The sequence below is a fragment of the Cellulosilyticum sp. genome (genome assembly GCF_982396655.1).
Genome location: NZ_CEVXFV010000005.1, coordinates 51,208 through 76,543, shown reverse-complemented (window position 1 = coordinate 76,543; position 25,336 = coordinate 51,208). Strand labels below are relative to the sequence as shown.

General features: G+C 35.1%; 26 protein-coding genes, 2 pseudogenes and 1 other annotated feature. All 28 genes and pseudogenes read right to left on the bottom strand.

Features of this window, described 5'->3' with window-relative positions:
• Positions 1-39: 39 nt before the first annotated feature.
• Positions 40-966 carry a hypothetical protein gene (locus AC1VAQ_RS03645; RefSeq protein ID WP_479903479.1) on the bottom strand — a complete coding sequence of 309 codons (927 nt, stop codon included), beginning with the start codon at positions 964-966 and terminating at the stop codon, positions 40-42.
• Positions 967-1,010: 44 nt separating this feature from the next.
• Positions 1,011-1,733 (bottom strand): MBL fold metallo-hydrolase, encoded by a 723-nt coding sequence (locus AC1VAQ_RS03640; RefSeq protein WP_479903478.1) that lies wholly within the window; start codon positions 1,731-1,733, stop codon positions 1,011-1,013.
• A 70-nt stretch (positions 1,734-1,803) separates the two neighbouring features.
• Positions 1,804-2,622 carry a class I SAM-dependent methyltransferase gene (locus AC1VAQ_RS03635; RefSeq protein ID WP_479903477.1) on the bottom strand — a complete coding sequence of 273 codons (819 nt, stop codon included), beginning with the start codon at positions 2,620-2,622 and terminating at the stop codon, positions 1,804-1,806.
• 15 nt (positions 2,623-2,637) lie between these two features.
• Positions 2,638-2,952 (bottom strand): DUF3784 domain-containing protein, encoded by a 315-nt coding sequence (locus AC1VAQ_RS03630; protein WP_479903476.1) that lies wholly within the window; start codon positions 2,950-2,952, stop codon positions 2,638-2,640.
• Positions 2,953-3,111: 159 nt separating this feature from the next.
• Positions 3,112-3,864: a class I SAM-dependent methyltransferase gene (locus AC1VAQ_RS03625; protein WP_479903475.1), complete on the bottom strand. Its 753-nt coding sequence runs from the start codon at positions 3,862-3,864 to the stop codon at positions 3,112-3,114.
• Between the two features lie 61 nt (positions 3,865-3,925).
• Positions 3,926-4,435, bottom strand: a complete 510-nt coding sequence (locus AC1VAQ_RS03620; protein ID WP_479903474.1) for a hypothetical protein — start codon at positions 4,433-4,435, stop codon at positions 3,926-3,928.
• Positions 4,417-4,647, bottom strand: a pseudogene (locus AC1VAQ_RS03615) (hypothetical protein); the annotation flags it as partial. The pseudogene AC1VAQ_RS03615 and the gene AC1VAQ_RS03620, both read right to left, overlap by 19 nt.
• A gap of 46 nt (positions 4,648-4,693) precedes the next feature.
• Positions 4,694-5,200 carry a DUF3795 domain-containing protein gene (locus AC1VAQ_RS03610; protein ID WP_479903473.1) on the bottom strand — a complete coding sequence of 169 codons (507 nt, stop codon included), beginning with the start codon at positions 5,198-5,200 and terminating at the stop codon, positions 4,694-4,696.
• Positions 5,201-5,218: 18 nt separating this feature from the next.
• On the bottom strand, positions 5,219-5,665 hold the full coding sequence (locus AC1VAQ_RS03605) for an HIT family protein (RefSeq protein WP_479903472.1): 447 nt from the start codon (positions 5,663-5,665) through the stop codon (positions 5,219-5,221).
• A gap of 1 nt (position 5,666) precedes the next feature.
• A pseudogene (locus AC1VAQ_RS03600) lies at positions 5,667-6,385 on the bottom strand (DUF5131 family protein).
• Positions 6,386-6,582: 197 nt separating this feature from the next.
• Positions 6,583-6,999, bottom strand: coding sequence for a hypothetical protein (locus AC1VAQ_RS03595; RefSeq protein ID WP_479903471.1), 417 nt, complete (start codon positions 6,997-6,999; stop codon positions 6,583-6,585).
• A gap of 26 nt (positions 7,000-7,025) precedes the next feature.
• Positions 7,026-7,388, bottom strand: coding sequence for a hypothetical protein (locus tag AC1VAQ_RS03590; RefSeq protein WP_479903470.1), 363 nt, complete (start codon positions 7,386-7,388; stop codon positions 7,026-7,028).
• Positions 7,389-7,488: 100 nt separating this feature from the next.
• The gene (locus AC1VAQ_RS03585) at positions 7,489-8,049 is read right to left on the bottom strand and encodes a GNAT family N-acetyltransferase (protein WP_479903469.1); all 561 of its coding nucleotides are present in this window, start codon (positions 8,047-8,049) and stop codon (positions 7,489-7,491) included.
• Between the two features lie 134 nt (positions 8,050-8,183).
• Positions 8,184-9,377 carry a DUF2812 domain-containing protein gene (locus AC1VAQ_RS03580; RefSeq protein ID WP_479903468.1) on the bottom strand — a complete coding sequence of 398 codons (1,194 nt, stop codon included), beginning with the start codon at positions 9,375-9,377 and terminating at the stop codon, positions 8,184-8,186.
• A 59-nt stretch (positions 9,378-9,436) separates the two neighbouring features.
• Complete coding sequence (locus AC1VAQ_RS03575; protein ID WP_479903467.1) at positions 9,437-10,138, bottom strand: flavodoxin family protein; 702 nt, start codon at positions 10,136-10,138, stop codon at positions 9,437-9,439.
• Positions 10,139-10,507: 369 nt separating this feature from the next.
• Positions 10,508-12,361, bottom strand: coding sequence for an ABC transporter ATP-binding protein (locus AC1VAQ_RS03570; RefSeq protein WP_479903466.1), 1,854 nt, complete (start codon positions 12,359-12,361; stop codon positions 10,508-10,510).
• Positions 12,354-14,090, bottom strand: coding sequence for an ABC transporter ATP-binding protein (locus tag AC1VAQ_RS03565; protein ID WP_479903465.1), 1,737 nt, complete (start codon positions 14,088-14,090; stop codon positions 12,354-12,356). Before AC1VAQ_RS03565 ends, AC1VAQ_RS03570 begins: the two co-directional genes overlap by 8 nt.
• Positions 14,091-14,111: 21 nt before the next feature.
• Positions 14,112-14,726 (bottom strand): TetR/AcrR family transcriptional regulator, encoded by a 615-nt coding sequence (locus tag AC1VAQ_RS03560; RefSeq protein WP_302600181.1) that lies wholly within the window; start codon positions 14,724-14,726, stop codon positions 14,112-14,114.
• Between the two features lie 218 nt (positions 14,727-14,944).
• Positions 14,945-15,067: a hypothetical protein gene (locus tag AC1VAQ_RS03555; RefSeq protein ID WP_479903464.1), complete on the bottom strand. Its 123-nt coding sequence runs from the start codon at positions 15,065-15,067 to the stop codon at positions 14,945-14,947.
• Between the two features lie 65 nt (positions 15,068-15,132).
• Positions 15,133-15,642 carry a GNAT family N-acetyltransferase gene (locus tag AC1VAQ_RS03550; protein ID WP_302597904.1) on the bottom strand — a complete coding sequence of 170 codons (510 nt, stop codon included), beginning with the start codon at positions 15,640-15,642 and terminating at the stop codon, positions 15,133-15,135.
• Positions 15,643-15,721: 79 nt separating this feature from the next.
• Positions 15,722-16,528: a sugar-phosphatase gene (gene yidA, locus AC1VAQ_RS03545; RefSeq protein WP_479903463.1), complete on the bottom strand. Its 807-nt coding sequence runs from the start codon at positions 16,526-16,528 to the stop codon at positions 15,722-15,724.
• 71 nt (positions 16,529-16,599) lie between these two features.
• Complete coding sequence (locus AC1VAQ_RS03540; RefSeq protein ID WP_302597902.1) at positions 16,600-17,124, bottom strand: hypothetical protein; 525 nt, start codon at positions 17,122-17,124, stop codon at positions 16,600-16,602.
• A 174-nt stretch (positions 17,125-17,298) separates the two neighbouring features.
• A complete protein-coding gene (locus AC1VAQ_RS03535; RefSeq protein WP_302597901.1) occupies positions 17,299-17,808 on the bottom strand; it encodes a MogA/MoaB family molybdenum cofactor biosynthesis protein in 510 nt (169 codons plus the stop codon).
• Positions 17,809-17,965: 157 nt separating this feature from the next.
• On the bottom strand, positions 17,966-20,401 hold the full coding sequence (locus AC1VAQ_RS03530; protein WP_302597900.1) for a glycoside hydrolase family 94 protein: 2,436 nt from the start codon (positions 20,399-20,401) through the stop codon (positions 17,966-17,968).
• Between the two features lie 106 nt (positions 20,402-20,507).
• Positions 20,508-21,407 carry a DUF4435 domain-containing protein gene (locus AC1VAQ_RS03525; protein ID WP_302597899.1) on the bottom strand — a complete coding sequence of 300 codons (900 nt, stop codon included), beginning with the start codon at positions 21,405-21,407 and terminating at the stop codon, positions 20,508-20,510.
• Positions 21,407-22,561 (bottom strand): AAA family ATPase, encoded by a 1,155-nt coding sequence (locus AC1VAQ_RS03520; RefSeq protein ID WP_302597898.1) that lies wholly within the window; start codon positions 22,559-22,561, stop codon positions 21,407-21,409. The genes AC1VAQ_RS03525 and AC1VAQ_RS03520 overlap by 1 nt, the downstream gene beginning before the upstream one ends.
• 201 nt (positions 22,562-22,762) lie before the next feature.
• A complete protein-coding gene (locus AC1VAQ_RS03515) occupies positions 22,763-23,341 on the bottom strand; it encodes an RDD family protein (protein ID WP_302597896.1) in 579 nt (192 codons plus the stop codon).
• 163 nt (positions 23,342-23,504) lie between these two features.
• Positions 23,505-24,890 carry an asparagine--tRNA ligase gene (asnS, locus tag AC1VAQ_RS03510; protein ID WP_302597894.1) on the bottom strand — a complete coding sequence of 462 codons (1,386 nt, stop codon included), beginning with the start codon at positions 24,888-24,890 and terminating at the stop codon, positions 23,505-23,507.
• A 181-nt stretch (positions 24,891-25,071) separates the two neighbouring features.
• Positions 25,072-25,302: a binding site (T-box leader), on the bottom strand.
• Positions 25,303-25,336 lie beyond the last annotated feature (34 nt).

The window sequence follows — 25,336 nt, the reverse complement described above, 5'->3', positions numbered from 1 at the left end:
CTTAATAAATTCCAGTCTATATCTTACAGCTATGTTTATTTAAACTTGATCGAAGTTCCTTAAAAAAAGCATTTTTTCTATAACGCCATACCCCTTCCACCAATTCTCACTTACCGCAAATTCCTTACTATACTTTTCCATATTGTCAAACCATGTCCAAGTGATTCCCCATACATCATTTTCAGGTTTTGTATCTATCAAATACTGAAGTTCTTTCTGTACAATTTCTCTATTTCCTTTATAAAATAAACTGTTAAGACTTTTTATATAACGTGATGGTCTTGCAACATAATATTGCCACTTACTCGTATCTGGTTCGATCGCCTTTTGAATTTTATGTGCTAATAAATCCATGAGTAAATCGGTATCATAAGCTGATATCTTTAAGTCTTTGATTACTTCAATCAAAGTCATATATTCCTCAAGCCCCATATCCCCATAGGCTTCATCTGACATAAAGGCTGTCATTAATTTTGCTGTAAGCTGTTCTGCCTTCTTATAGAGTTTACTTTCCTTATCGCCAAACCTTAGTATAAAGGCTACAAATCCTGCTGTTACGCCAAAGTATTCTTTTTCGTTTTCTGTTTCACTATAATTCCACCAAGGCGCATGAGGGTAGTCATCATTACTGGGTACTGTAAAGCGCCAGCCATACTCCTGCAAATCTTTTTCCGTATTTAAGTACTTCCAGATTCCTTGATACACAGGATGTCTCATATCCCAGAAATCAATAAGTCTTAGTATTTTAAGGGCATGCTGCGTTGTAATAGGTGTTGAATTTGGATTCCAATTATCCGCCTCCAGAGCATGGCCAAAACCACCATCTTCATTTTGATAACTCATCAAAGCTTCTAGTACAATTTTCTTGTCCCCATCTTCAAAAAAGTACTGCCATAAACCTAAATCAATAGGTCTTGCATTTTGATACATCCATTTTCTAACTGATTCATATAATTTTTCTCTCATTCTTATCTCCACCTATTTCATATTTTTACAAAACACTATCTAACCTATTTCAGCTTCTCTAGTTCAGCTTTTAAATAACTTAATGCCCCTTCCCTTGTATCAGGCTTATCATGACCTAATAAATAGTAATCAAAATCAAACTGTTCAATATATTGAATAAGCCTTGATAACTTTGTTTTATCATACTTGCCACCATTCTCGTAATGGTCTTCTGAATCTGCATCGCCTACTGCAAGTGCTCTTTCTTCAGGGAAATATAAAAACAAGCTATCCCTAGAATGTGTGGCATCCTGCTGCTCAATCTGACAAGTCACTCCACCTAAATCAATTGTCAGCCTATCTTCTACTTCTAGATTTGCAGTTACTACCTTTATTTCATTAAGGTCTTTATATACTTTTTGAATACATGCATTACAAAAAGCTATGTCCTCACCCGTTTTTTCACGTGCTTCCATATCCTCTATTGTCCACTTCCATGTTTTTACCTGTCTTAACTTTTGATTTGTCTTTGCAGAAGCTATTGTTTGTCCTTCTACAGCATGCAAACCAAAAGTGTGGTCCCAGTGCCAATGTGTAAGTACTGTATAACTAGGCTTAGGAAGGTCCTCTTCCTCTATTGCCTTATAAGAGGCTTCAACATGTGCTTTAGAACTTCCTGCATCAATTGCTAAACTATACTGATCCCCATAAATATAATACAAATATGGTCTGTCTGTTTCTTCTTCTCCTGACATATAATAAATACGTTTTGTAAGCCTCTTAAGCATCTATATTCCTCTTTTCTGCCAAAACTCCTTAACTTTATAAGTTTTTTATTTTCTCACATCATGCTATCATTTATTTTTTTGCAACAACTAAAAAATGTGGACTCATTCCCATTATCTCTGTCTCATGCTCTGTTAGATGAATAATATCCAGTAAACTTTTTCTAGACTGCTCACTCTCCCATTTTTCATCCAAGCAAGGTGTATACCAAATGCATCCTTCTACTGCATGTTCATTGATTATAGAAAATCCAGCTTCTTTCATTTCACCTGCCATACTTTCAGGCGTAGAAAAATAAGCTTGTGCAATCAAGTAAGGATACTCCTTAGGCCTATTATGATTTCCTGTAACGACTTCCTCTTGAAACATATTTCTAAAAGCTACCTCATCAATAAGATTATTTTTTGTACCATATGTAGAAAGTGCCCAAATCATTGAACTATACTTTGAAATACCCGCCGCAATTAACAACCCCCCATTTTCTAAAACCCTATAGGCTTCTTTTAAAGCCTGCTGCCTATCTTCTTTATTTTGCAAGTGATAAAGGGGCCCCATCATCAACACAACATCTGCACTATGACTTGGTTTATTCAAATGTCTTGCATCCCCTACCTCTGCATTAAAACTGCATTCATGCATCATATTCTGTTTAGCAAAAGCTACAGCATAGTCCGCAAGTTCTATAAGATGTACATTATTCTCCCGCCTTGCTAGCCAAGAAGCATATATTCCTATGCCGCCGCCAATATCATATATCGTATTACCGCTAGCTATATACTGGGATAAAATCTCCTTCGTTCTATAAAATTCTATTTTTCCCAATCCTTTTTCTAATCGTCCTACTTCAGCCCCAGCATTATAAAAGTTATATACCTCATTTGACTCTCCCACTAAAATCCCCTCCTATTACTTAACCTTATATTTTTCAAAACCCTTGCTTGACGTCATATGAACATTTTTGAAAAATACAATAAGCCAAATTATAAAAACTACAATGGCCATATACTGTGAAATTAAACAGGAAAGTACCGCACCCATACCCATAATAATCATCCACAATAGCATTACATTCCTCTGGTCCTTGCTCATTCTTTTCGTATCATATCGTCTCTGCTGTTCTTTAGACATGGTATTAAATCCGCTTATAAAGCTTGCGCCTTCTCCCTTAATGTTGCAAATACTAAAGTGTATACGCCAAATATAACCGTTAATGCACTGCATGCATAAAAACCAATATTCATCTAACGCTCACCTCTTGTATCACTTTATTTAAATTCATACCTTCTTCAAGGTGCCTAGGTCATTATGGAATAAGCCACTCCTTGTCCCTCTCAAAGTCATCAATACACACCACCACAAAAGGTTGCTTCTGCTGGCTAACTATTTACAATCAGACTTTCTTAACTGCCAAAATAAAAACATAGGGATTCTCTCCAGCCATTTAATCCTTATAGATTGCTCCGCTTGCTTTTGTGTAGGAAACGGTTCATTTAAATCTTCTATAGTTAACCCCGCACTTACAAATACTTTTACATAATCTTGCAGCGTTCGGTGTCGCCATATCACCTTCTTATCAATTCCCCTAGATACAGGCTTTTCCCACTCCTCGGGATAAAAATAATTTTCGACAACCACCTTTTTATCCTTATCTTCTCCTTGCCACTGAATGTGTTTTCCATTAAAGCAAGGATGTAGTACGCTTGCAAATAGTTTTCCTGAAGGCTTTAGCACTCTTACAATTTCTTTAACTGTCCCCACAAGGTCCTCACAATCCATTAACATCATTGAACAAAGCACAATATCAAAGGAATGACCTTCTATGTTATATAAATCATTGCTATTACGTATATGATGTACAATGTTTAATCCTTCTTCCTGTGCCTTTGCCTTTGCATAATTAATAAAAAACTCAGAGCAGTCAATGGCTACTACATTTGCATTTCGCCTTGCTAATTCACGTGCATAACCGCCTTCACCACAACCAAGATCTAAGATGCTTTTCCCTGAAACATCACCTAATTGTTCTAGTGTATATGGCATAATAAAATGTATTCTAAAGTCATTTGTCTGTGCCAATTCACACCATCCTTCACCCACCTGATTCCAGCTCTTTGTAGAACTATCCTCTTGCATCACTTTCCCCTCCTTATACTACTTATCTATACTGTCTATCTATCCTAACCTATCCCTCTTGTTATTTAGAATGTACATTATTGATATAGGTTATATATATATGGCAAACTCCAAATAAACTTGCAAAAACAATCAATAAATAATGCTGTAAGGTGATTCCACTTAATAAGAAAATTGCTGTAGGTATAATTGCCAACATCAATGCTGCCATCAGTGATTGACGTTTAAAATAAACTCCCCAGAAAATCCAATAGCTTAAAATAAGCACCAGATTACCAAATGTATATAGGAGCATACTATTGACTGATGAAAAGCCAAACTCTAAAATTCCAATATTAAAGACCATTAAAAACATCGTGCCATATCTGCCTACTTGCTCTAAAATGTTGATAATCTTATCGGTACATAGATTTTTGCCATCCTTATTTTTTATTGCATAAATAATATTAGGAACCATTAATAATATAATAATGAGTAAACCAAAAAGATTAATCCACTGTATATTATTAAGCGGGCTTGCTACGTAAATACTTGTAGGACCATCTGCCCCACCTATAATTGTTGTATGCATATTTCCTCCTTGTAATCTTTATACTTTTCCAAGTAACTTTGTCTATGAATCACATATGTGTGAACCTCTTCTGCATTTTTATAATCTTTATAAGCTACCTCTTTGAATCCAAGTTTCATTAGAATCTTTACTGTTGCCACATTCTCCTTATGTGCCGTTGCAATATATTGCTCATGTATCAAATGCTTAAATAAATAATCCATCACCACCCTAGCTGCCTCAAATCCCTATCATTTGCCCCTAACATCATATAACCTTTTATACATTTTCTCTTTCTGGGCTGTCCTCTATAATTTTCCAATGCCTCTTGGCAAATGCATTCACATTTTCATTACCACACTTGATACATTCCTTAGCATATACAGAATTATATGAGCCACACTTATCACAGGTAAAATCTTCCTTCATTTTATGAGTCCACTCTATCAACGTATGACTTTTAGCAAACTCTAGCGACTCACAAACTTCCACGCGATGTGGTAAAGAATCTTTAAATGCCAAAATTCTCTCACATGGATATGCTGTACACTCACTGCACCAATTTAACTTTTTTTCCCTAATGCACTTTTTAATCTCACATTGGGCGCAATATGAACTTGTTTTATCAGATCGACATCCTTTGCAATACATTTCTTTTGCTGTCATTCCTGCCTTAGCAGCCCGCCGCTCTAATGCTTCTCCCCCTGCACAACTGGCAATATATACAGAACAAGCCTTACATGCGAGTCCACAATAACCTGCTACCCCTAATATTTCTTCATCCATTCTTTTACCTCCTAATTCCTATAACAACTTATCTAACTCTAAATTTAATTGCTGTTTCATCTCGTTTAATGATTCCTCTGATAGTACATACTTCTCATCATATAATTCTTCCTCTGCCAATTGCCAGATAGGCCCTGGATTTGGTGTATCTTTTACTTTCCTAGGCAATATATGCCAATGCATATGTACCCCCTCTCCTTGACCTAATAATTCATAATTCAGCTTATCTGGCTTAAATGCATGATAAACGGCTTCTGCCACTAATGACATTTCATATAAGAATTGTTTTCTAAAAGCTTCTTCTAAAAAATGTAGCTCCGTTGTATGTGTCTTACATAGGAATACTGTATATCCTTTAAATCTTTGATAATCCCCTAAAACAACATACCCTGTCTCTAATTCCCTTATAAAATATTTATTCCTATCCTCTTTTATTTGCTGTATTCTGTCACAAACTAAGCACATATTAACGCTCCCCTACTAAATTTATATTAGCTTTTCTTGCTTGTGCACATAAATCTCTTACATTTAATACATAACTTTTGCCATCTTTAATAAAATGTGTCCCACATTGTCTAAATTCAAAAGCGGTGCCTGTTTCTAAACACTGCTGTCTAATAGATAACACCCAGTCATAGTCTAATGGCCTTGCATAGCGATCAGATTCCCCCCCTACTACTACCAGTTCAATATTTTTAAGATATGGCTGAATATAAATTTCTTCTATTAAAGGCTGACAAATAATATTCTTATGCTTTATAGGTAACGTATTAAAAATTTCCAGCCTATAATCCGCATTCTTTTGATTTTCAATCGTACGCCTACGGTAACATTATCATATCCTTCCCCCCAATCGCTTGGCACACACTCTAAAAAACGTTCAATGCGCTTGGTTAAAAAGAGAAAATGCAAGTCACTGCGTTCTTTTATAATTTCCCAGCACCTTCCACGCCATACATCGGCATCTTTGATAAGAAAATCAGTAGAAAAGCAAAGGTATACCATCTGCCCCGCCTTAATCTTATACTCACCGTTTTTCTTCTTTGCTACAGGTGCTTCCAACTGAGTACTTTTTACTATCTCATTGGTATCAATACCCCTTTTTGCATCTCCTTTATGAATATAGCAAAATTTACAGCCCTCACTATATTTATGACATCCTCGCCACGGATTCCACATCACCATGTACTTTTACCTCCTTTTATGTCATTATTGTATTTCTTAGCTTACTTACTTAGCTTTATTTATTATCTCTAATGCAATCTTATCATCCTATCCATTAATTGCCTATATATTTTAAATAATTTTATTTTTACAACTTTATTCACTCTAATCTTCTCTCTATACAAAAAATACAGAGATGCTATTCACCTCTGTATCTTTTATTCTACCTTTTCCTTATCTAGTAACCTTTGAATATACGCCTCATCAATTTCCCCTTCAATGACCTTATAAAAGAAAGGATCTTTTCGTACATAATCTGAAGTATTGATTATAAACTCATGCCAACCGTTAGCTTTTGTACCATCTTTTAAATAAATGCTCATTCTTAAAGAATATCCTACTCTAAATAAAGACACTTTTTCTCTCTTTAATACAACACTATTTAAATTATTGATAATATGTGTAATATCTGCCTCATCTGTAATCTCAGTAGACTTCCCTGTATTCCCATCAAATACTTTAATCTTTCCTATATCATCAGGATTTAATTTTACTATCTTAAAGGGTCTTATAAAACTTATCAGGCTTATAATAACTATTAGAGTTAAACTTCCTATCACAAACTTTTTCTGCATTTCTTTTCTCCTAAATTTTAGGCTTATTATATATTTTTACGTACTACTATATGTAAATGTTCTGTGGCATCTCTGTATTGTGGCAACTCGCATACTTCCTTTGCCATTTGAAGTAAGTTCTTATACACTAGCTGATCTTCTTCAAATAATGTCTTCATTCTAAGATGCATACCTGATAAAAAACTCTCTGCCCCTGCATAGGTAATCACCTCAAGACCTGAACGCCTTACTTCATCTAATGCTGCTGGAGGAGTTGTGAAATAGACATGCGTAAAGCTTTCACCTGGTACAAATTTTCTAGGCTCTAATAGTCTGTACATATATTCCATCTTTCTGTATTCATTACTAAACTCTGTAACGCCTGCTTTTAAAATATGCTCCCATTTCATGATTTGTATTATAGTAGTTTTTTACTTCTTCAATTTCACTTGTCATATAATGCCCCCTTATTATCTAATGTCTCACTTCATATCATCTCTTATATTTTCTTCACTTACATTTTCTATAGTCTTCTTTAAGCAACCCATAATATGCCACATCACAGATTCCTGTATTATTAATATCCGATTGTCTTCTCGTACCTTCATATGTAAAACCGCATTTAAGCATCACCTTGCCTGAATTAGGATTATTCACATCATGTCTTGCACTTATACGATTAACATCTACTTCTTCAAAGAAAAACTTAACGACTGCTACAAGTGCTTCTGACACAATTCCCTGATGCCAGTATTTCCTGGAAATACAATAGCCGACTTCTACAGAATTCACCGCTTCATTAACATTCATACCACCTATGCTACCTATGGCCTGCCCTATTTCTTTAAGTTCAATGCACCATTCATACTTATCAGAAGATGTATAACCATCTACCCAATTTGTTAATAACCCTTTAGTATCTTCTACACTATGATGTGCAGGCCAAGTTAAAAATTTAGTCACTTCATCATCATTTGCCCAATTTTTAAACATATCTGCCGCATCACTTACTCTAAATCTACGAAGTATTAAACGCTTTGTTTCTATGGTTTGTGTGCCTATATTTTTCATCTGAACCCCTCCTAAAATTTAGATAAATTTCTCCCATTATACTTTTAAGTCTAAAAATTGTCAACATTTTATATTTTAAATTCTAATAAATAAAAAAATCTAAATGTAAATATCACTTACATTTAGATTTTTTATTAAAAGACCTTCATAAGATCATATATTTCTTTTATATATTGCCTTATATCCTGTTCACCTTCATAGCATGTATACATCACTTTCTTCTCAAGACGCAGAAATACCATTTGCCTTTGTCCTACCTGTACATAAATAGCTTCATCAAATCCTGTATCTTCTAACTTGTGATATGTAACCTCAGAATCATAAAATTTAACCTTATTGTGTATTAAATCCTTAAGTAAGGAGGCAGTCATTCCTTTAAACCTTAATTCATAGAACTCAGTTTCTATCCAAGGTATATATTCACCATTATTCCAAGTCTTTCCTGGAATTTTCCCACTTTGCTCTATTTCATAAATTCTTGATGCTAGTCCTGTTCTTTTATAAGCAATAGAATCATCATAGTCCTTATTGTGATAAATATGGTGGGTGATTTCAAAATTTACATCTTGCTCTATTTCCTGAAGTGTTACGATAGGCAGTTTGTCATGATATGTACTTACCTGTCTCTCCCACCCCCCTATAAAACCATTAATTAAGAAGATAACTGTTATAATAAGTAGAAAAGTGCTTATTCCTTCTTCTATATACGTCTTAACATACGTTTTATGAGCTATTTTAGATTCTAGCTGATCACGCTGAAGTGGCCCTAACCTTAACATATAAATCAGCTCTTTTAGCTTCAGCCTCGTTCTAATATTGTTTTCTGAAGACATAATAGTTGTGAACATCGCAACAATCACATACCACCACGTATCATACTGTACCGCTGATAACATCTCCGTTTCATCTAATATTATATTAAAAAATAACAGCATGAGATATATCAAAGTACTAATCCCATTTAGCCATAAAATGCCCTTTAAATTATGCTGAACCATTTCATAACGTTTTATAACTTCCGCGGGGTCTTCCTCTATTTCTATAGGATTTCCTCCAGCACATCGGTAGACATTAAAGACTTTTCCTATAGTGCAAACATAAGTCCAGCCACTATTTTGATAATTTTCAAGCTGATGCTCCGCTGGTTTACTAGCCTCTATAAATGGTGCCAAACGATAAGCCATTCTCTGTGGTACAGCTTTTTCAAAGTGTCCCAGTCTCCGTATCTTCTTTAATAAATAGCCCTTAGCCGCCATATCACTTAAATAATTTTCCATTTCCACTATACTCATCGCATCCACTGGTATAAGCGTTATTTTATTCTTCATAAATTTAATCCTTCATCTTTTATTTTCCGAATAATAAATCCATTACACAAAAAGGGAGATTAAATCCACCCTTTCTTCTTCCAATATATTTTATCTGCCTGTGTATCTGGGTAATTCTTAATAGCTCCCTTCATGACATGACGAATGATTTTGCCGGCTAAATTTCCACAAAGCTTATCTCTCTTTTTAGTCGCCTTATAAAATACTTCTGCCTTCTTACTAAGCTGATCTGTCAATTTCACTTGCCTTTCCTTTGGCATGTCATTCCAATTAGCTTCCCATAAACTTAACTTACATTTATAAATACGCTTTACGCCCCAAAAAAGCAAGTTTCTGCTAATCGTACTGATTGCTCTTCCTGAGCCTGCACCTGCTTGCGTCGAAACTACAAGTGCTATCTTATCAAACATTTCTACATTAGGGCGATGCACAATATAAGTACATGCAAAATGGTCAAACAACGCCTTAAGCTGAGCTGTTTCTGCTAGCGCATATGAAGGTCCCCCTATAATAATCCCATCTGCTTCCAATAAGGCTTTTAAAATAGGATGCGTATACTGCTTATGGGGACAGTTTTCACCTGCACGCTCTCCTGTTCCCAAGCACGCCATACATCCCGTACAAAAATAAGGTAAATCCTTCGGTAAATAAAAGTCCACATACTCCATCTGTCCCATTGTATTTAACTTACGCTTTATAATATCAATAGTCTTATCTGTATTTCCCTTACGACTACTTCCATGAATTACACATATCCTCATTTCTTCCCCTCCCCTATTACTCATTCCCCCTCAATTATACCACAATTTATTAGAAATTTTTAAATAATTCACTCTACAAATAAAAGGTATGCTCCCAAATTATTGATTCATTCGGAAGCATACCTTCTTAATATCTAATTTACTTTATATCTTTAAACCTAGTCGTTTTTCCATCCCCTTAAGTAAGGTTTTACCCAAAGGTACCTCGCCTACCGCCGCTCAAAATCTCGCCGGGTGTGGATAAGTGGCATACACTCATCTTAGCTTGACTTCGACCAAAGGGAGGGAAATGGAAAATGAGTGTATGCCACTTATCCATGCCCTCATAACCTCACTAGCGGCGGTCAACACCTTTGCGTACTTTTAACCTTACGCAACTTCAAATTGACTATTGTAAAGGTTGGCATAGAAATTGCCTTTTGCAATAAGCTCTTCATGTGTCCCTTGTTCAATAATATCGCCATCTTTCATTACTAAGATGAGATCTGCATTACGAATAGTTGAAAGGCGGTGAGCAATCACGAAACTTGTTCTGCCCTTCATAAGGTTTTCCATAGCTTTTTGAATAAGTACTTCTGTACGTGTATCTACGGAACTTGTAGCTTCATCTAAAATAAGGATTTTAGGATCTCTTAAAATAGCACGTGCTATTGTTAAAAGCTGCTTTTGACCTTGTGAAACATTACTTGCCTCTTCATTAAGAATCATATTGTAGCCATCTGGAAGAGTATGCACGAATTCATCTACGTGAGCTGCTTTGGCCGCTGCAATAATTTCCTCCTCTGTAGCATCCTGTCTGCTGTAACGAATATTATCCATAATGCTAGCATTATAAAGCCATGTATCTTGAAGTACCATACCGAATAATTTACGGAGGTCTTCTCTTGTAAAGTCACAAATATCATGCCCATCTACTTTAATGCTTCCCGCATTTAGTTCATAGAAACGCATTAAAAGTTTCACAATTGTTGTTTTACCAGCACCAGTAGGTCCTACAATAGCAACCGTTTGACCTGGTTTGATATCTGCTGTAAAGTTATTAATAATTGTTTTAGTATCCGTATAACCAAAGTGTACATTTTCAAAACTTACAGCACCTTGTGGGTTTTCTAAGGAAACTGGCGTTTTTGTTTCTGCCACTTCTTCATCCTCATCTAGGAACTCAAAAACACGTTCCGCAGCTGCTGCTGTTGATTGCAGTGTATTTGAAATATTAGCAAGCTGTCCCATAGGTTGTGTAAAACTTCTCATATATTGAATGAAAGCTTGAATATCCCCGACTTCAATGGCATTTTTAACTGCAAGGAAACCACCTAAAATACATACAATCACATAACCAAGGTTCCCTACAAATCCCATAAGTGGCATCATCATACCTGATAAGAACTGAGATTTCCATGAAGATTCATAAAGTGTTTCGTTATATTTATTAAAGGTTTCAAGCGCATCTTCTTCACCATTAAAAGCCTTTACAACGATATGTCCACTATACATTTCTTCAATATGACCATTTAAATGACCTAAATATTCTTGTTGTGCCTTAAAGTACTTTTGTGAACGCTTTACAACGCCCATAACAACAACTAATGAAAGTGGAATAACAATAATGGCTACAAGTGTCATCAGTGGACTAATGCTCAGCATCATTACAAGCACACCAAGTACTGTCACAATAGATGTAATGATTTGTGTTAAACTTTGACCTAAAGTTTGACTTACCACATCCACGTCATTTGTAATACGCGAAAGGACTTCACCATGTGTTTTTGTGTCAAAGTATTTAATTGGCATACGGTTGATTTTCTCTGAAATTTCTTTTCTTAGGTTATACGTTACTTTTTGAGAAACACCCGACATAATCCATGATTGAATATAAGCAAATACTGCTGAAATAATATAGATGACTAAAAGTAAGCCAATAATCTTACCAATGAAGTCATAATCAATTGCCATAGTACCAGTTTTCACATATCCCATAACACCTTCAAAAAGTTTCGTTGTAGCTTTCCCGAGTATTTTAGGACCTACAATAGAAAAAACAGTTGAGGCAATGGCAAATATAGCCACGATACTAATCCCTATTTTAAATTGACCTAAATAGCTCATAAGCTTTTGCATAGTACCTTTAAAGTCTTTTGCTTTTTCTCCAGGTCCCATACCTCTCATTGGGCCATGTCCACCCATAGAGCCTTTCCTTTGTGGAGGGCGATTATTATTACTCATTGTCTAGTTCCTCCCTTGATAATTGTGATAATGCAATTTCCTTATAAACGCTGCAGTTTTGAAGAAGTTCATGGTGTGTCCCCTTCCCTACAATGCGTCCGCCATCTAAAACAATAATTTGCTCTGCATGCATAATTGAACTAATACGCTGTGCAACAACTAACATTGTTGTATCTGCCATCTTTTCCTTAAGCGCCTTTCTAAGTGCTGCATCTGTTTTAAAGTCTAAAGCAGAGAAACTATCATCCAAAATACAAATCGGTGCTTTTTTAGCAAGTGCACGGCCAATTGATAAACGTTGTTTTTGACCACCCGATACATTGCTTCCGCCTTGTGCAATTGGTGCTTTAATGCCTTCTGGTTTAGCTAAAATAAACTCTTTAGATTGAGCGATTTCAATAACTTCTTCAATTTCTAAATCTGTTGCTTCTTTACGGCCATATTTCAGGTTGCTTTCTATATCTCCTGAGAATAAAACAGCCTTTTGAGGCACATAGCCTATTTGTTCATGTAAGTTATGTTGACTAATGTCTCTTACATCAATGCCATCAATTGTAATAGCACCTTTTGTCACATCATAAAATCTTGGAATTAAGTTAATCAGTGTGGATTTTCCGCTTCCTGTAGAACCTATAAAAGCTGTTGTCTCTCCTGGTTTTGCTGTAAAGCTGATATCATGAAGCACAGCATCTTCAGCACCTGGATAAGAGAATTCTACATTTTTAAATTCTACTATTCCTTCTACTTTATTATTAAATTTCTTTTCTTCTTTAGGGTCACGAATGGCAACTTCTGTTTCTAATACTTCTGCCACACGGTCTCCTGAAACAGAAGCTCTAGGAATCATAATGAACATCATTGAAATCATTAAGAAACTCATAATAATTTGCATTGCATATTGGATAAATGCCATCATATCCCCTACTTGCATATTTAAGTTACCTACTTCCTTGGCACCAATCCATACAATCAGTACTGTTGTAAGGTTCATAATAAGCATCATAGCAGGCATTAAAAATGACATGAGACGATTTACAAATAAATTGACACCTGTAAGTGTTTTGTTTGTCTCATCAAAACGTGCTTCTTCGAAACCTTGTGTATTAAATGCACGAATAACAAGCATCCCTGATAAATTCTCTCGTGTTACTAAGTTTAATTTATCAATAAGCTTTTGCACACGTTTGAAACGTGGTAATGCTAAGCTAAAGATTACTGCAATAATGCCTATTAAAATAATAACTGCTAAAGCAATAATCCATGACATTGATACATTCTTTGATAATGCTTTAAAGATTCCACCTACACCCATAATTGGTGCATAAAAGACCATACGAAGCATCATAATAAGTACCGTTTGAACTTGTGTAATATCATTTGTTGTTCTTGTAATTAATGAAGCAGATTGGAATTTATCAAATTCAACACTTGAGAAACTCTCAACTTTTTCAAATACATCTCTTCTAAGTGCCATAGCTACCTTTGCTGCAATATGTGATGCAAAAAGGCCTACCACAATGGCACAAACTGCACTTCCTAAAGAAATAAGAAGCATCATCCCTCCTGTTTTAATAATATAGGTGGTATCACCTACGCTAATCCCTTGATTCACAATTTTAGACATATAATCTGGTAATGCTAACTCGCACATTGCTTGTGAAAATAAAAGTACAATAATGGCAAATATATGTCCTATATAAGGCTTTAAATACTTAATCAGCTTAATCATGCTAAACCCCCTCTAGTTCGTCTAATTTTTAGAAATGCCTCTTTTTATAACTTCCATTTGAAATGTATAGGCCTTAAGACATCTATCCTTCTCTACATTTCCTTTTAAATAAGCTGCCATTGAGCCAAAAATAATCCCTTTAAGCATTCTTAAAAAGTATTTCATCTCTTCTTCATCAGAAATACGAAGCTGCGTTAAATCCATATTCTCAACTAATATTCTCATACTTCCTGCAAAAGGATGTTTGACGCAATGGGGTATCATCTTATCTTGCATTTTTTCATTCATACTCAAAAATATATTTTTGCAAAGTTTTTTCACCCTCGGATCATCTAATCCCTCAATATTTTGCTTGAACCAAATTTCACTAGCTGTAAAAACATCACCTTTTTCATCTTGGAGTATTTTAATAAGTCGTTCAAAAAAGTCTTTACCTGCTTCTTCAACAAGATATAAAAATAAATCATCCTTATCTTCAAAATACTGATAAAAACTTCCTCTTGGAATCCCCGCTCGCTTAATAATATTTGCAATAGAAGCCTCCTGTAAAGTAACCTCCGAAAATTCCTGTCTCGCCGCCTCTAAAATCAATGCTCTTTTTTCACTTGGTAAATTAAAAAAAGTTTGCTTTGGCATACAATCTTCCTTTCCTACACATCACATTCAGAGTTCATTTTTCATTTATGACACACTGTCATATGACGCTTTGTCACTTTTCAATTATATATGACACTGTGTCACATTGCAACCCTAATTTTATCTTCCCCTATTTCTAAACCAAAATTCTCCTCGCATATCCCTTAAAAGTACGCCCTTTCGCCTAAACCATTTACCTAAATTTTCTTCTCCTCTTCTCATACCAAAAACATTTGTTCTTTCCCCTCAGCTGATATCTCCACAAAGTACAGACCTGCGGCTTTTTTAGAAAACTTGTCAGGTGTACGTAAGTTTAAAATATATCTCTTAAACTTATCCATGCCGCAACCGCCCCACAAAAAAAGGCCGCAGCACCTTTGTGCTACGACCATCTATTTCTATTTATTTATAACTTCTTAATCATCATCAGACCTTGATTATCATCAATTTCTAATTGCTCATGAATACGTGCATGCTCTATATAGAAAATCCCTTTGCCATCTGGCTGATAGCCTCTCTTGGCATAAAGTTTTTGTGCTGGTTCATAAGGATCTGCAAGACCGACACCTACACCGCAATATTCACTGCGTTGCAACGCACGTCTTTCTAGCTCATCCATTAATTTCATTGCAATGCCTCTACTTTTAAATGCATCAAGTACTTCTATATCTGTAATTTCTGGTATGCCTTCTTCTTCGAAGCCTTCATACTCGCTTTCCCACAAAATAGTAGCATATCCTGCAATCTGACCTTTACAATAAGCAACAACAGTATCTCTCTTTCCTATACGGCCTGCTTCTAAATAGGATGTATAAAGCTGAGTGGTCCCATGGACCTTACCGGCGAAAGCTTCCTCTAAATTCTTACAATCTGCTTCGTCCATTTCTCTCAGTATAATATCCCCTTCTATATCCATTTGGTTCCTCCGTTAATTTTTTATTTAATAGGTTATCTTCCCTATTATACGCCTCACAATATACATATGCAAGTGACTCTTATTTCATGGCAACAAATTTCTCAATTACCTGTGCCACACCATCTTCTTCATTTGAACCTGTAATGTAATCGGCTGCTGCCTTCACTTCTTCAAAGGCATTACCCATAGCTACTCCAAGTCCTGCATACTCAATCATATCAAGGTCATTACCTGCATCACCAATACAAATAATTTCTTCTCTTTTGATACCAAGGTGCTCACCTAATGCTTTCACACCTATGGCCTTGCCAGAATTCTTATTTAAAAATTCTAAGAAATAAGGTGCACTTCTTACAACTGTATACTTTTCATAAACTTCCTCTGGTAACTGCTTAATTGCTTCTTCTAAAACCTCCGCTGGGTCAACAAGCATTACTTTAACGATATCTTCATCTAAAGGAATCTCACTATAGTCTATCTCATGGACAGCAATGCCATTAATACGTCCTTCAAGCTGTGAGTATTCACTCATTTTAGGTGTGATACAGCCGTCTTTTGAAAAAGCATGAATATTTATATTTAATTTTTGTGCAATGTCATAAAGATACATTAAATCTGTTCCCTTTAAAACACTTTTTGCAATTACTTCTTTTGTGCCTACATTTTGTACGACACTACCATTATAGCTTAGTACATAATCTTCCTCTGTGCAAAGTCCTAATTCTTCCAAATAGCGATTCAGCCCTTCAATAGGTCTTCCTGATGCTAAAACAACTTTAACCCCTTGTTCATGGGCCATTTGAATGGCAGCTTTTGTTCTATCTGAAACTGTTTTATCTTCACGTAATAAAGTACCATCCATATCTACTGCTACTAACTTATACATTTTAATTTACACTCCTTATGTATTACATTTATTCTATTATACCAAATATAATGCTGTATTCTACATATTTTTCATCCTCTGGTGCAAATTACCTTACTTTTTAAGAATTGCTCTACGTCTTTACGCTTCTTAAGTGGTACGACATAATCACTTTTTCGTGTTACAATGCCTCTCCCTTTATAATTCACCCTTAGTATTAATTTCTCTGGTCTTTCATACCAAGTAAAATTTACTACTTTTTCAAAACCTATAAGTTCTAATTGCCTGCTACTTCTTAAACCATCTTTTGTCATACACCATCTATAATGTGAAATATATTCCATTGCATAATAAATCAATAAATAACCTGCTACTAAATAAAGCATGATGCGCTCATCAAAATTTTTTGTAACCGCTCCCCAAATGACCACTAGCACGAAACCAATTAAAATCACACCCCCTGCATATCGCAAAATAACTTCCATACGACTTTCATCCAAACCGGATTTGATTATTTTCTCTTTTTCTAATAACTCATATGTTTTTTTAGCCCTATGCTGCGTACTTAATAAAGCAACTAGCCACACAATTAAAATAAGTCCAATACCAAGTTCCATCTTCCTTGCCTCCTATATTCTATTTCAAAGTCATTTAATGATATAGATTCTCTGTCTTCTAATATGCTTGAAATCTTATGTCTCTCTACAATCTATATATAGTATATATTAAAAATATTGTGAAATACACAAAAAAAGATTCTATATAAATAGAATCTTTTGCAAGACATTACTTTAATCTAATTCATTAATTGTTCTAAGCCCTTCATAAATGGGGTCAATAATACTTTGGAAGGAACGACTTACATCTTTTACATCTTCTAATAAATTAATAATCAAGGTATTTCTACGTATCCCTGCCACCCCTCTTGAAAGCATCGCCTTCGGGTTATATTGAAGCTGATAATATCTTAAGGCTTCGCTAATACCAGGTACTTCTTTATCTAGCACCCCTTGTGTTGCCTCTGGTGTCACATCTCTTTTTCTAAATCCTACTCCCCCTGTCGTAATAACAAGATCGACTTTAATTTCATCACAAAGCATTACAAGTGCCTCTTGAATACGATCTAATTCATCTGGAATAACTATATAATATTTAATATCGAAGCCACGCCCCCTTAACATATAGTCTAATATTTTACCACTTTCATCTGCTTTTTCTCCGCTTGCACTACTATCACTAACTGTTAAAATACCAGCTGTAAAAATCTTGCGCTCTTTTTGTTTTTCTTTGTTCTTCTTCATTTAAAAGGCCTCCTCAATTAATCGCTATTACTTTTTTATATTTATAGTGAACGCTATACAAAAAGGCGAGAAAGCATTACCTAAGGTAATGTTTTCTCGCCTTTGAGATCATTGTTTATTTTAGAATATTATCATTATTCTATCCCCTTGTCAAGTTCTATCCTAAAATCGCTTCAACTGTATGTGTTTCACCATCTTTGAAATCTGGGATAATATTTCCTTCAACAACCTTACCATCTACAATTAAGCTACTTACACCGCAACTTACATGTGATGGATTCTTAATGCTAATCTCATATTTAGCACCTTTGAATTCTCTAGTTACTTTATAACCATCCCAATCTTTTGGAATACATGGATCTACTTTTAAGCCTGTATAATCAGGTTTGATACCTAAAATCCATTGAGAAATTGTAATGAAGTTCCAAGCAGCTGTTCCTGTGAGCCATGAGTTTTTAGCTTCACCATGTCTTACAGCATCCTTACCAGCTACCATTTGTGAATAAACATATGGTTCTGTTTTATGAATATCACTGATTTCTTCAAGGTACGCTGGTGCAATCTTTCTATAAACCTCAAAAGCACGATCTCCATGACCTAGTACTGTCTCAGCGCACGCAATCCATGGATTGTTATGACAGAATATACCGGCATTTTCTTTGTAACCTGCTGGGTAAGTTGAGATTTCACCCATTTCTACATAGTATTTTGTAAAGGCTGGATTATTAAGCACAATACCATATTCAGTATCAAGTCTTTCTTCTACTGATTTAAGTGCTCTTTCAGCTTCACCTGTTTGTGCGCCAATACCTGCCATTACGCAGAAACCTTGTGGCTCAATGAAGATTTTACCTTCTTCATTTTCATCACTACCAATTTTATTACCATAGAAGTCATAAGCGCGAAGGAACCATGCACCATCATAACCATATTTAAGTGTATTTCTTTCCATTTCATCTACATTAGCTTGTGCCCGAGTTGCTTCTTCATCCTTGCCAAGTTGTTTGCAAAGTGCTACATATTCTTTACCAATCATAACGTACATACCTGCAATAAATACAGATTCTGCTACGCCACCAGCTTGGTTCTCTGTTGTTTGGAATGATTCACCGGGTGTTGTTGAGAAACAGTTAAGGTTTAAGCAGTCATTCCAGTCTGCACGGCCAATAAGTGGGAGGCCATGAGGTCCAAGGTTATTTGTGACATGGTCAAGAGATACCTTTAAGTGATGGAATAATGTCGCTTTATTATTTTCATCATTATCAAATGGTACCATTTCATCTAAGATTCCAAAGTCACCTGATTCTTTAATATATGCTGTTGTTCCTAAGATAAGCCATAATGGGTCATCGTTGAACCCACTACCGATATCATTATTTCCCTTTTTAGTAAGTGGTTGATATTGATGATAGCAGCCACCATCCTCAAATTGTGTTGAAGCAATATCAATGATTCTTTCTCTTGCACGTTCTGGAATTTGGTGTACAAAACCAAGTAAATCTTGGTTAGAATCTCTGAATCCCATACCACGCCCAATACCAGATTCAAAATAAGATGCACTACGAGACATATTGAAAGTAACCATACATTGATATGGATTCCAGATATTAACCATACGGTTAAGTTTTTCATCATCACTTTCTAATGTATAGTGAGAAAGTAAGCTATCCCAAGAGTCGTTAAGTTCTTTGAATGCTGCTTCTACGCCTTCTTCTGTGCTAAAACGTGCCATAATCTCTTCTGCTGGTTTTTTATTAATAATTCCTTTAGATTCCCATTTCTGGTCCTCTGGATTTTCTACATAACCTAATGTAAAGATTAATGTTTTTTCTTCACCTGGTGCTAAAGCAATATTAATCTGATGTGCTGCAATTGGTGACCAACCACTTGCTACTGAATTTTTACATTCACCATGCATAACGCTATCTGGTGCTTCAAAACCATTATATAAACCAATAAATGAGTCACGATCTGTATCAAATCCATTAATTTCTGTGTTTACTGAGTAGAAAGCATAGTGATTTCTTCTTTCTTTATACTCAGTCTTATGATAAATGGCACTACCCTTAATTTCTACTTCACCTGTACTAAAGTTTCTTTGGAAGTTAGTAGAATCATCTTGTGCATCCCATAAGCAGAACTCAATGAAAGAGAATAATTTAATGTCTTTTGTGCTATTAGATGTATTTTTAACTTTTAATCTATGTATTTCTGCATTAACTCCTTTTGGTACAAAAGCAAGTTGTTCTACTCTAATGCCATTTCTTTCACCTGTAAACATTGAGTACCCAAGACCATGTCTACATTCATAGAAAGAAAGTTCTTTTTTCACTGGTTTCCATGTATGTGACCATATGTCTCCACCATCATTGATATAAAAATATCTTCCCCCATTATCAATAGGCACACTATTATATCTAAAACGTGTGATTCTTCTAAGTCTTGCATCCTTATAAAATGTATACCCACCACTTGTATTAGATATTAAACCGAAAAACTCTTCACTTCCCAAGTAGTTAATCCATGGGTAAGGTGTTTGAGGTGTTGTAATAACGTATTCACGTCTGTTATCGTCAAAGTAACCAAATTTCATAGACTCTTTATCTCCTTCATTATAGATTTATAAGTTGTACATCTACATTTTATTTTCAAAATGTTATAAAGTAAATAGAAAAATTTGCATCTCTTGTTATAAAAATTTACACAATCACTTCTAACCCCTCTACTTGAGACATTTCGGAAAAAATCGTAAAATGACTATTTTGTTTCTGCCATGCCAATAAGTTTTTGTAAAGCTGTGTCATTTCAAAATAACTTTTTGTATAAGCCAACCTAAAGCTGCCTTCTAATTGTCCTGCAAATAGATTCTTAGCATTATAATCTCCAAATACATTCACAAAGCCAATGGCTAAAAGTTCAATTAAATCATGTCCGCAACAAACCTGCCATAAATCCTCTTCTTTTGCAAGCATTTCTTGTATCTTATACACTAATGCCTCTACTGAAAATGCATTTATTTTACGCGACCGTATTAAGACCTGTTTGACTAAACTTTCTATATCTACCTCTAATGTATGTGGATCTACAAACAAACTAAAATCTAACATAGAAAAATTAAATCCTAAGTTTTTCTGTAATGAGTACCACCTTAAATACCCAATAATAGCTGCATTTCTAAGTAATATATTTCTCACCCGTTCTTGGCTACGTCCTTCAAATCGTGCATATTTATTGATGTTGACATACTCTTTAATAATATCCTCATATGCTGGTGACCTCATTAACATACATTCTAAATCATGTGCATCTGTTTTAAATAAGTTTGGAATCTCCTCTTCTGTTTCTTCTAACCTGCTAAAATCCGCATCTACAATGCCAATAATTCCCTCTACACCTTCTTCATTGCAGGCAATAATACAGGCTCTCACATTCTGCTTACTATCTGCAATAATAATATTACAAAGTGCTTCATCCACAAACTTACTATATAAACGTAAATCCGTAACTCCTTCTACAACCATAAAGCTCTTATTTTTCTTTCCACTACGTAACATTTTAAGCTTTGTGATTAATCTTGTGGCATTTAGGTATCCTTTCATCAGCACTCCTCCAAACCAGTTGTTAGATCCCATCTACCATTAATAATATCTGGTGAATGGGTTGCAATGATTAGTTTCACCCCCGTTAATGCTGCTATTTTTTCCATATCCTCTAAAAAGCTTTGTTGCCATGCAATATGCAAAGAAATTTCAGGTTCATCAATTAAAATGAGTGCATTTACCTTGGATTTAAATAAAAGTTCAAATATAAGGATAAGTTCATTCTGTTCTCCAGAAGATAATTTATCTGCATGTAGCTTACCATTATAAGGTACTTCAAACATAAAGCCCTCTTCTTGACTCAAACACATCGTCTTATACGTAAAGCGTTTATTGATAAGTTCCTGCATGAGCGCCATACGTGGTGCTAGTTCATCAAAAACACTTAGCTTTCTCTTGCTTTCTTCAATATATAACATCAATGTCTCTAATATATAAGTTGGCGTCTGTGCTGTAATCTCCACCTCTTGAGACGTACTTGCAAGTAAGAGCCCAACCTGTTCTAATTGTTTACGCTTATTTTCTATCTCTCTTAAGTCACTGCTAATCTTTTCATACGACAAAGTCTTTTCATCCTTTGCCTTCCCTACTATGTCCAAAAGCCTTTTAGGAAAATTGCGATCTAATTCTTCATTGACTTTCGCAGACCTAGCCAACGCATTTTTCATTAAATCTTTTAATTCTTTGGCATAGCGTAATACGGCGGGAATCATTTCTCCATTGTCATCATTCTCTTGAAGCAGACGATTGGCACGAATTAAATGAATCGGCATCTTCATGCGTAAACAACTTAATTTTTCATCTAGCTGCTGCGTTATTCCCTTTTCAACAGTCCCCTTTTCAGAGAAACATCTATAATGCCTTGCTTGCCCTGACTCAGAAATAATATACTCTATCTCCTGCATTGTATTGTCATAATGCCTTATAACCTCTACACTCACACACTGATCAAAAATAATCTGAAACTTTGTAAAAGGAATAGGTAAAATTTCATCTAAACGATAATACATTACATAATCTATTAACTTTAATAATGTTGTTTTCCCATACCCATTTGGTGCATGAATAATCTTAATGCAAGCCTCCTCATCAAATGCAATTTCATAATGATGTAAGCCATACAAATTTTTAACCTTCACCTTTGTGATTTGCACCCACTTATCACTCCTCTCTGCTTATAGTTTTAACTTTATTTTATAAATATTCTACACACTATTTATATTCTCCATTTATATTTTCTTTCCTTCTTTACGCAAAATCCCAAAAAAAGAAGAAGAAAAGCCCCTCTTTAAAAAGCAGTAGCCTTCTTCTTCTCCTCAATTCTTCACTTTTCACTCTTTATTTTTCACTTTTTCTTATTCATTCACCACAAGTGTTCCTGCCATAATATCATGCAATGCCTGTTTCTTCTCTGTCCAACCTGCCATCATATAGCCAATACATAAGATTAATCCTGAAATATATTTACCAAAATAACGTCCCGTTGCCCTCGCAAAAGTAATACGCTCACCAAAAAGATCCGTTACACGAAGTTGTAATGCCAACTTGCCAAGCGTGCCTTGATATTCTGAGCTTTCCATATAAGCGTAATAAAACCAACCGATTAATATAGAAATGAGCTCTGTTATACTTGTAAGGCCTATTCCCTTTAATGCAATCGCAATAATCCCATTAACAATGCTCAGAATAATCCCATCTATTACGATGGCTAAAAATCTTTTCCAAAATCCAGCATATGTATTCATGCTACTATACCCCTCTCTATAATTTGTATGATAATCATTGGTATAGCCTGCATTAATATTGGTACCTGCTGCAGCTTCATTATAAGCTGCCCCACCTTCTTTAGTTGTTTTCTCGCCTAAAGGCTCCCCACACTGTGTACAAAAGACAGCACTATCTTCACACCATGTACCACATTTTCTACAATACATATAATCCTCCCATTTAACTGTTTTTATTATATTTTAAATATATTAAGTACTTTGTATATTTTATAACCAATTGTATAGCTTATCAATAAATTTCATCAATATATTTTTTATAATGCAAAAAAAGCCACAGTACTAATGTACTATGACTTCTTTATATCACTTCCTAGAACTCAGCATTACCAGCTGTTCTTGGGAATGGAATTACGTCTCTAATATTTGTCATACCTGTTAAATACATGATAAGTCTTTCGAATCCAAGACCAAATCCAGCATGTCTTGTACCACCAAATCTTCTAAGATCTAAATACCACCAGTAATCTTCTTCTTTAAGGCCAAGTTCTGCCATACGTGCAAGAAGTACGTCGAGTCTTTCTTCTCTTTGGCTACCACCGATAAGTTCACCGATACCTGGTACTAGAAGGTCCATAGCAGCTACTGTTTTTTGATCATCGTTAAGTCTCATGTAGAATGCTTTGATTTCTTTTGGATAATCTGTTACGAATACAGGTTTTTTGAAGTGTTCTTCTGATAAGTAACGTTCATGCTCTGTTTGAAGGTCACATCCCCAGAATACTTCGTAATCGAATTTTTTACCACTATTTTTAAGGATTTCAATTGCTTCTGTATAAGTTACACGTGCGAAATCTGAATTTACAATGAGGTTTAATCTATCTAAGATACCTTTATCTACGAATTGGTTAAAGAATTGCATTTCTTCTTTTGCATTTTCTAATACATAGTTAATAACGAATTTAACCATATCTTCTGCTAAACGCATATCATCTTGTAAATCAGCGAAAGCGATCTCTGGTTCAATCATCCAGAACTCAGCAGCATGACGAGGTGTATTTGAGTTTTCAGCTCTAAATGTTGGTCCAAATGTATAAACATCTCTAAATGCCATTGCAAATGTTTCAGCTGAAAGTTGACCTGATACTGTAAGGTTCGCCATTTTTCCGAAGAAATCTTCTTTGAAGTCTACTTCACCTTGTTCATTTCTTGGTGGATTTGCTGGGTCTAAAGTTGTTACTCTAAACATTTCCCCTGCACCTTCACAGTCACTTGCTGTAATAAGTGGTGTATGTGCATATACGAAGTTTCTCTCTTGGAAGAATTTATGAATTGCATAAGCTGCTAAAGAACGTACTCTAAATACAGCACCAAATGTGTTTGTACGTGGTCTAAGGTATGCAATTTGTCTTAAATACTCGAATGAGTGTCTTTTCTTTTGAAGTGGATATTCTGGTGGACATTCACCTTCAACCACGATTTCTGTTGCTTTAATCTCGAATGGTTGTTTTTGGTTAGGTGTAAGTACTAAATTACCTGTTACAATAATAGCTGCTCCTACGCCTAATTTAGCAATGTCTTTAAAGTTTGGTAAATGTTCTTCAAATACAACTTGTAATGATTTGAAAAATGTACCATCATTTACTTCAATGAAACCAAATGTTTTTGAATCTCTAACTGTTCTTACCCAACCTGCTACAGTAATTTGGCCTTCTGTAGCACCTTGCTCGTAAAGACTTCTAATTGATGTTGTTTCCATGTCTTTCATCTCCTTAAAAATTAAAAACTCTTCTACTCTATCACATCTACTCCTAGACTGACCGAGACCAGTGTAATTTATATCCTCAAATATAGCTATAAAATGGCTGATGCCACATTATAATTAGTTTAACAATACATATTATTATTAAACTAAAAAAGGCCCCGTCCCCCCTATAAATAGAAGGGACGAAGCCTTAAACTCCGCGTTACCACCCTAGTTAATCACCCTAGGTGATTCACCTCATATAAGATATATCGGTCTTTCCCGGCTAAGCCTACTCATACAACTAGGATACTTTCGATTAGCAACTCCAAGATGTTCTTCACAAATTGCCCTCTACTAGACTTCCACCACCGCTAGCTCTCTGTAAGATTTCTGCACTTGCTACTCTTCTTTTCATCGTTTATAACTATATTTAACTGCTTAACATTATATGGATTTTC

Coding starts and splice junctions, on each gene's coding strand:
- AC1VAQ_RS03595 (WP_479903471.1), bottom strand. CDS start 6,999: ATGCAGAAAAAGTTTGTGATAGGAAGTTTAACTCTAATAGTTATTATA.
- AC1VAQ_RS03570 (WP_479903466.1), bottom strand. CDS start 12,361: ATGAGTAATAATAATCGCCCTCCACAAAGGAAAGGCTCTATGGGTGGA.
- AC1VAQ_RS03630 (WP_479903476.1), bottom strand. CDS start 2,952: ATGCAGTGCATTAACGGTTATATTTGGCGTATACACTTTAGTATTTGC.
- AC1VAQ_RS03620 (WP_479903474.1), bottom strand. CDS start 4,435: ATGCATACAACAATTATAGGTGGGGCAGATGGTCCTACAAGTATTTAC.
- AC1VAQ_RS03640 (WP_479903478.1), bottom strand. CDS start 1,733: ATGCTTAAGAGGCTTACAAAACGTATTTATTATATGTCAGGAGAAGAA.
- AC1VAQ_RS03530 (WP_302597900.1), bottom strand. CDS start 20,401: ATGAAATTTGGTTACTTTGACGATAACAGACGTGAATACGTTATTACA.
- AC1VAQ_RS03525 (WP_302597899.1), bottom strand. CDS start 21,407: ATGAAAGGATACCTAAATGCCACAAGATTAATCACAAAGCTTAAAATG.
- AC1VAQ_RS03540 (WP_302597902.1), bottom strand. CDS start 17,124: ATGGAACTTGGTATTGGACTTATTTTAATTGTGTGGCTAGTTGCTTTA.
- yidA (WP_479903463.1), bottom strand. CDS start 16,528: ATGTATAAGTTAGTAGCAGTAGATATGGATGGTACTTTATTACGTGAA.
- AC1VAQ_RS03515 (WP_302597896.1), bottom strand. CDS start 23,341: ATGTATTGTAGAAAATGTGGTACATGGTGTGAAGATAGTGCTGTCTTT.
- AC1VAQ_RS03580 (WP_479903468.1), bottom strand. CDS start 9,377: ATGAAGAATAAAATAACGCTTATACCAGTGGATGCGATGAGTATAGTG.
- AC1VAQ_RS03645 (WP_479903479.1), bottom strand. CDS start 966: ATGAGAGAAAAATTATATGAATCAGTTAGAAAATGGATGTATCAAAAT.
- AC1VAQ_RS03550 (WP_302597904.1), bottom strand. CDS start 15,642: ATGGATATAGAAGGGGATATTATACTGAGAGAAATGGACGAAGCAGAT.
- asnS (WP_302597894.1), bottom strand. CDS start 24,890: ATGGAAACAACATCAATTAGAAGTCTTTACGAGCAAGGTGCTACAGAA.
- AC1VAQ_RS03625 (WP_479903475.1), bottom strand. CDS start 3,864: ATGCAAGAGGATAGTTCTACAAAGAGCTGGAATCAGGTGGGTGAAGGA.
- AC1VAQ_RS03585 (WP_479903469.1), bottom strand. CDS start 8,049: ATGAAAAATATAGGCACACAAACCATAGAAACAAAGCGTTTAATACTT.
- AC1VAQ_RS03575 (WP_479903467.1), bottom strand. CDS start 10,138: ATGAGGATATGTGTAATTCATGGAAGTAGTCGTAAGGGAAATACAGAT.
- AC1VAQ_RS03590 (WP_479903470.1), bottom strand. CDS start 7,388: ATGAAATGGGAGCATATTTTAAAAGCAGGCGTTACAGAGTTTAGTAAT.
- AC1VAQ_RS03610 (WP_479903473.1), bottom strand. CDS start 5,200: ATGGATGAAGAAATATTAGGGGTAGCAGGTTATTGTGGACTCGCATGT.
- AC1VAQ_RS03555 (WP_479903464.1), bottom strand. CDS start 15,067: ATGGATAAGTTTAAGAGATATATTTTAAACTTACGTACACCTGACAAG.
- AC1VAQ_RS03605 (WP_479903472.1), bottom strand. CDS start 5,665: ATGTGCTTAGTTTGTGACAGAATACAGCAAATAAAAGAGGATAGGAAT.
- AC1VAQ_RS03560 (WP_302600181.1), bottom strand. CDS start 14,726: ATGCCAAAGCAAACTTTTTTTAATTTACCAAGTGAAAAAAGAGCATTG.
- AC1VAQ_RS03535 (WP_302597901.1), bottom strand. CDS start 17,808: ATGAAGAAGAACAAAGAAAAACAAAAAGAGCGCAAGATTTTTACAGCT.
- AC1VAQ_RS03565 (WP_479903465.1), bottom strand. CDS start 14,090: ATGATTAAGCTGATTAAGTATTTAAAGCCTTATATAGGACATATATTT.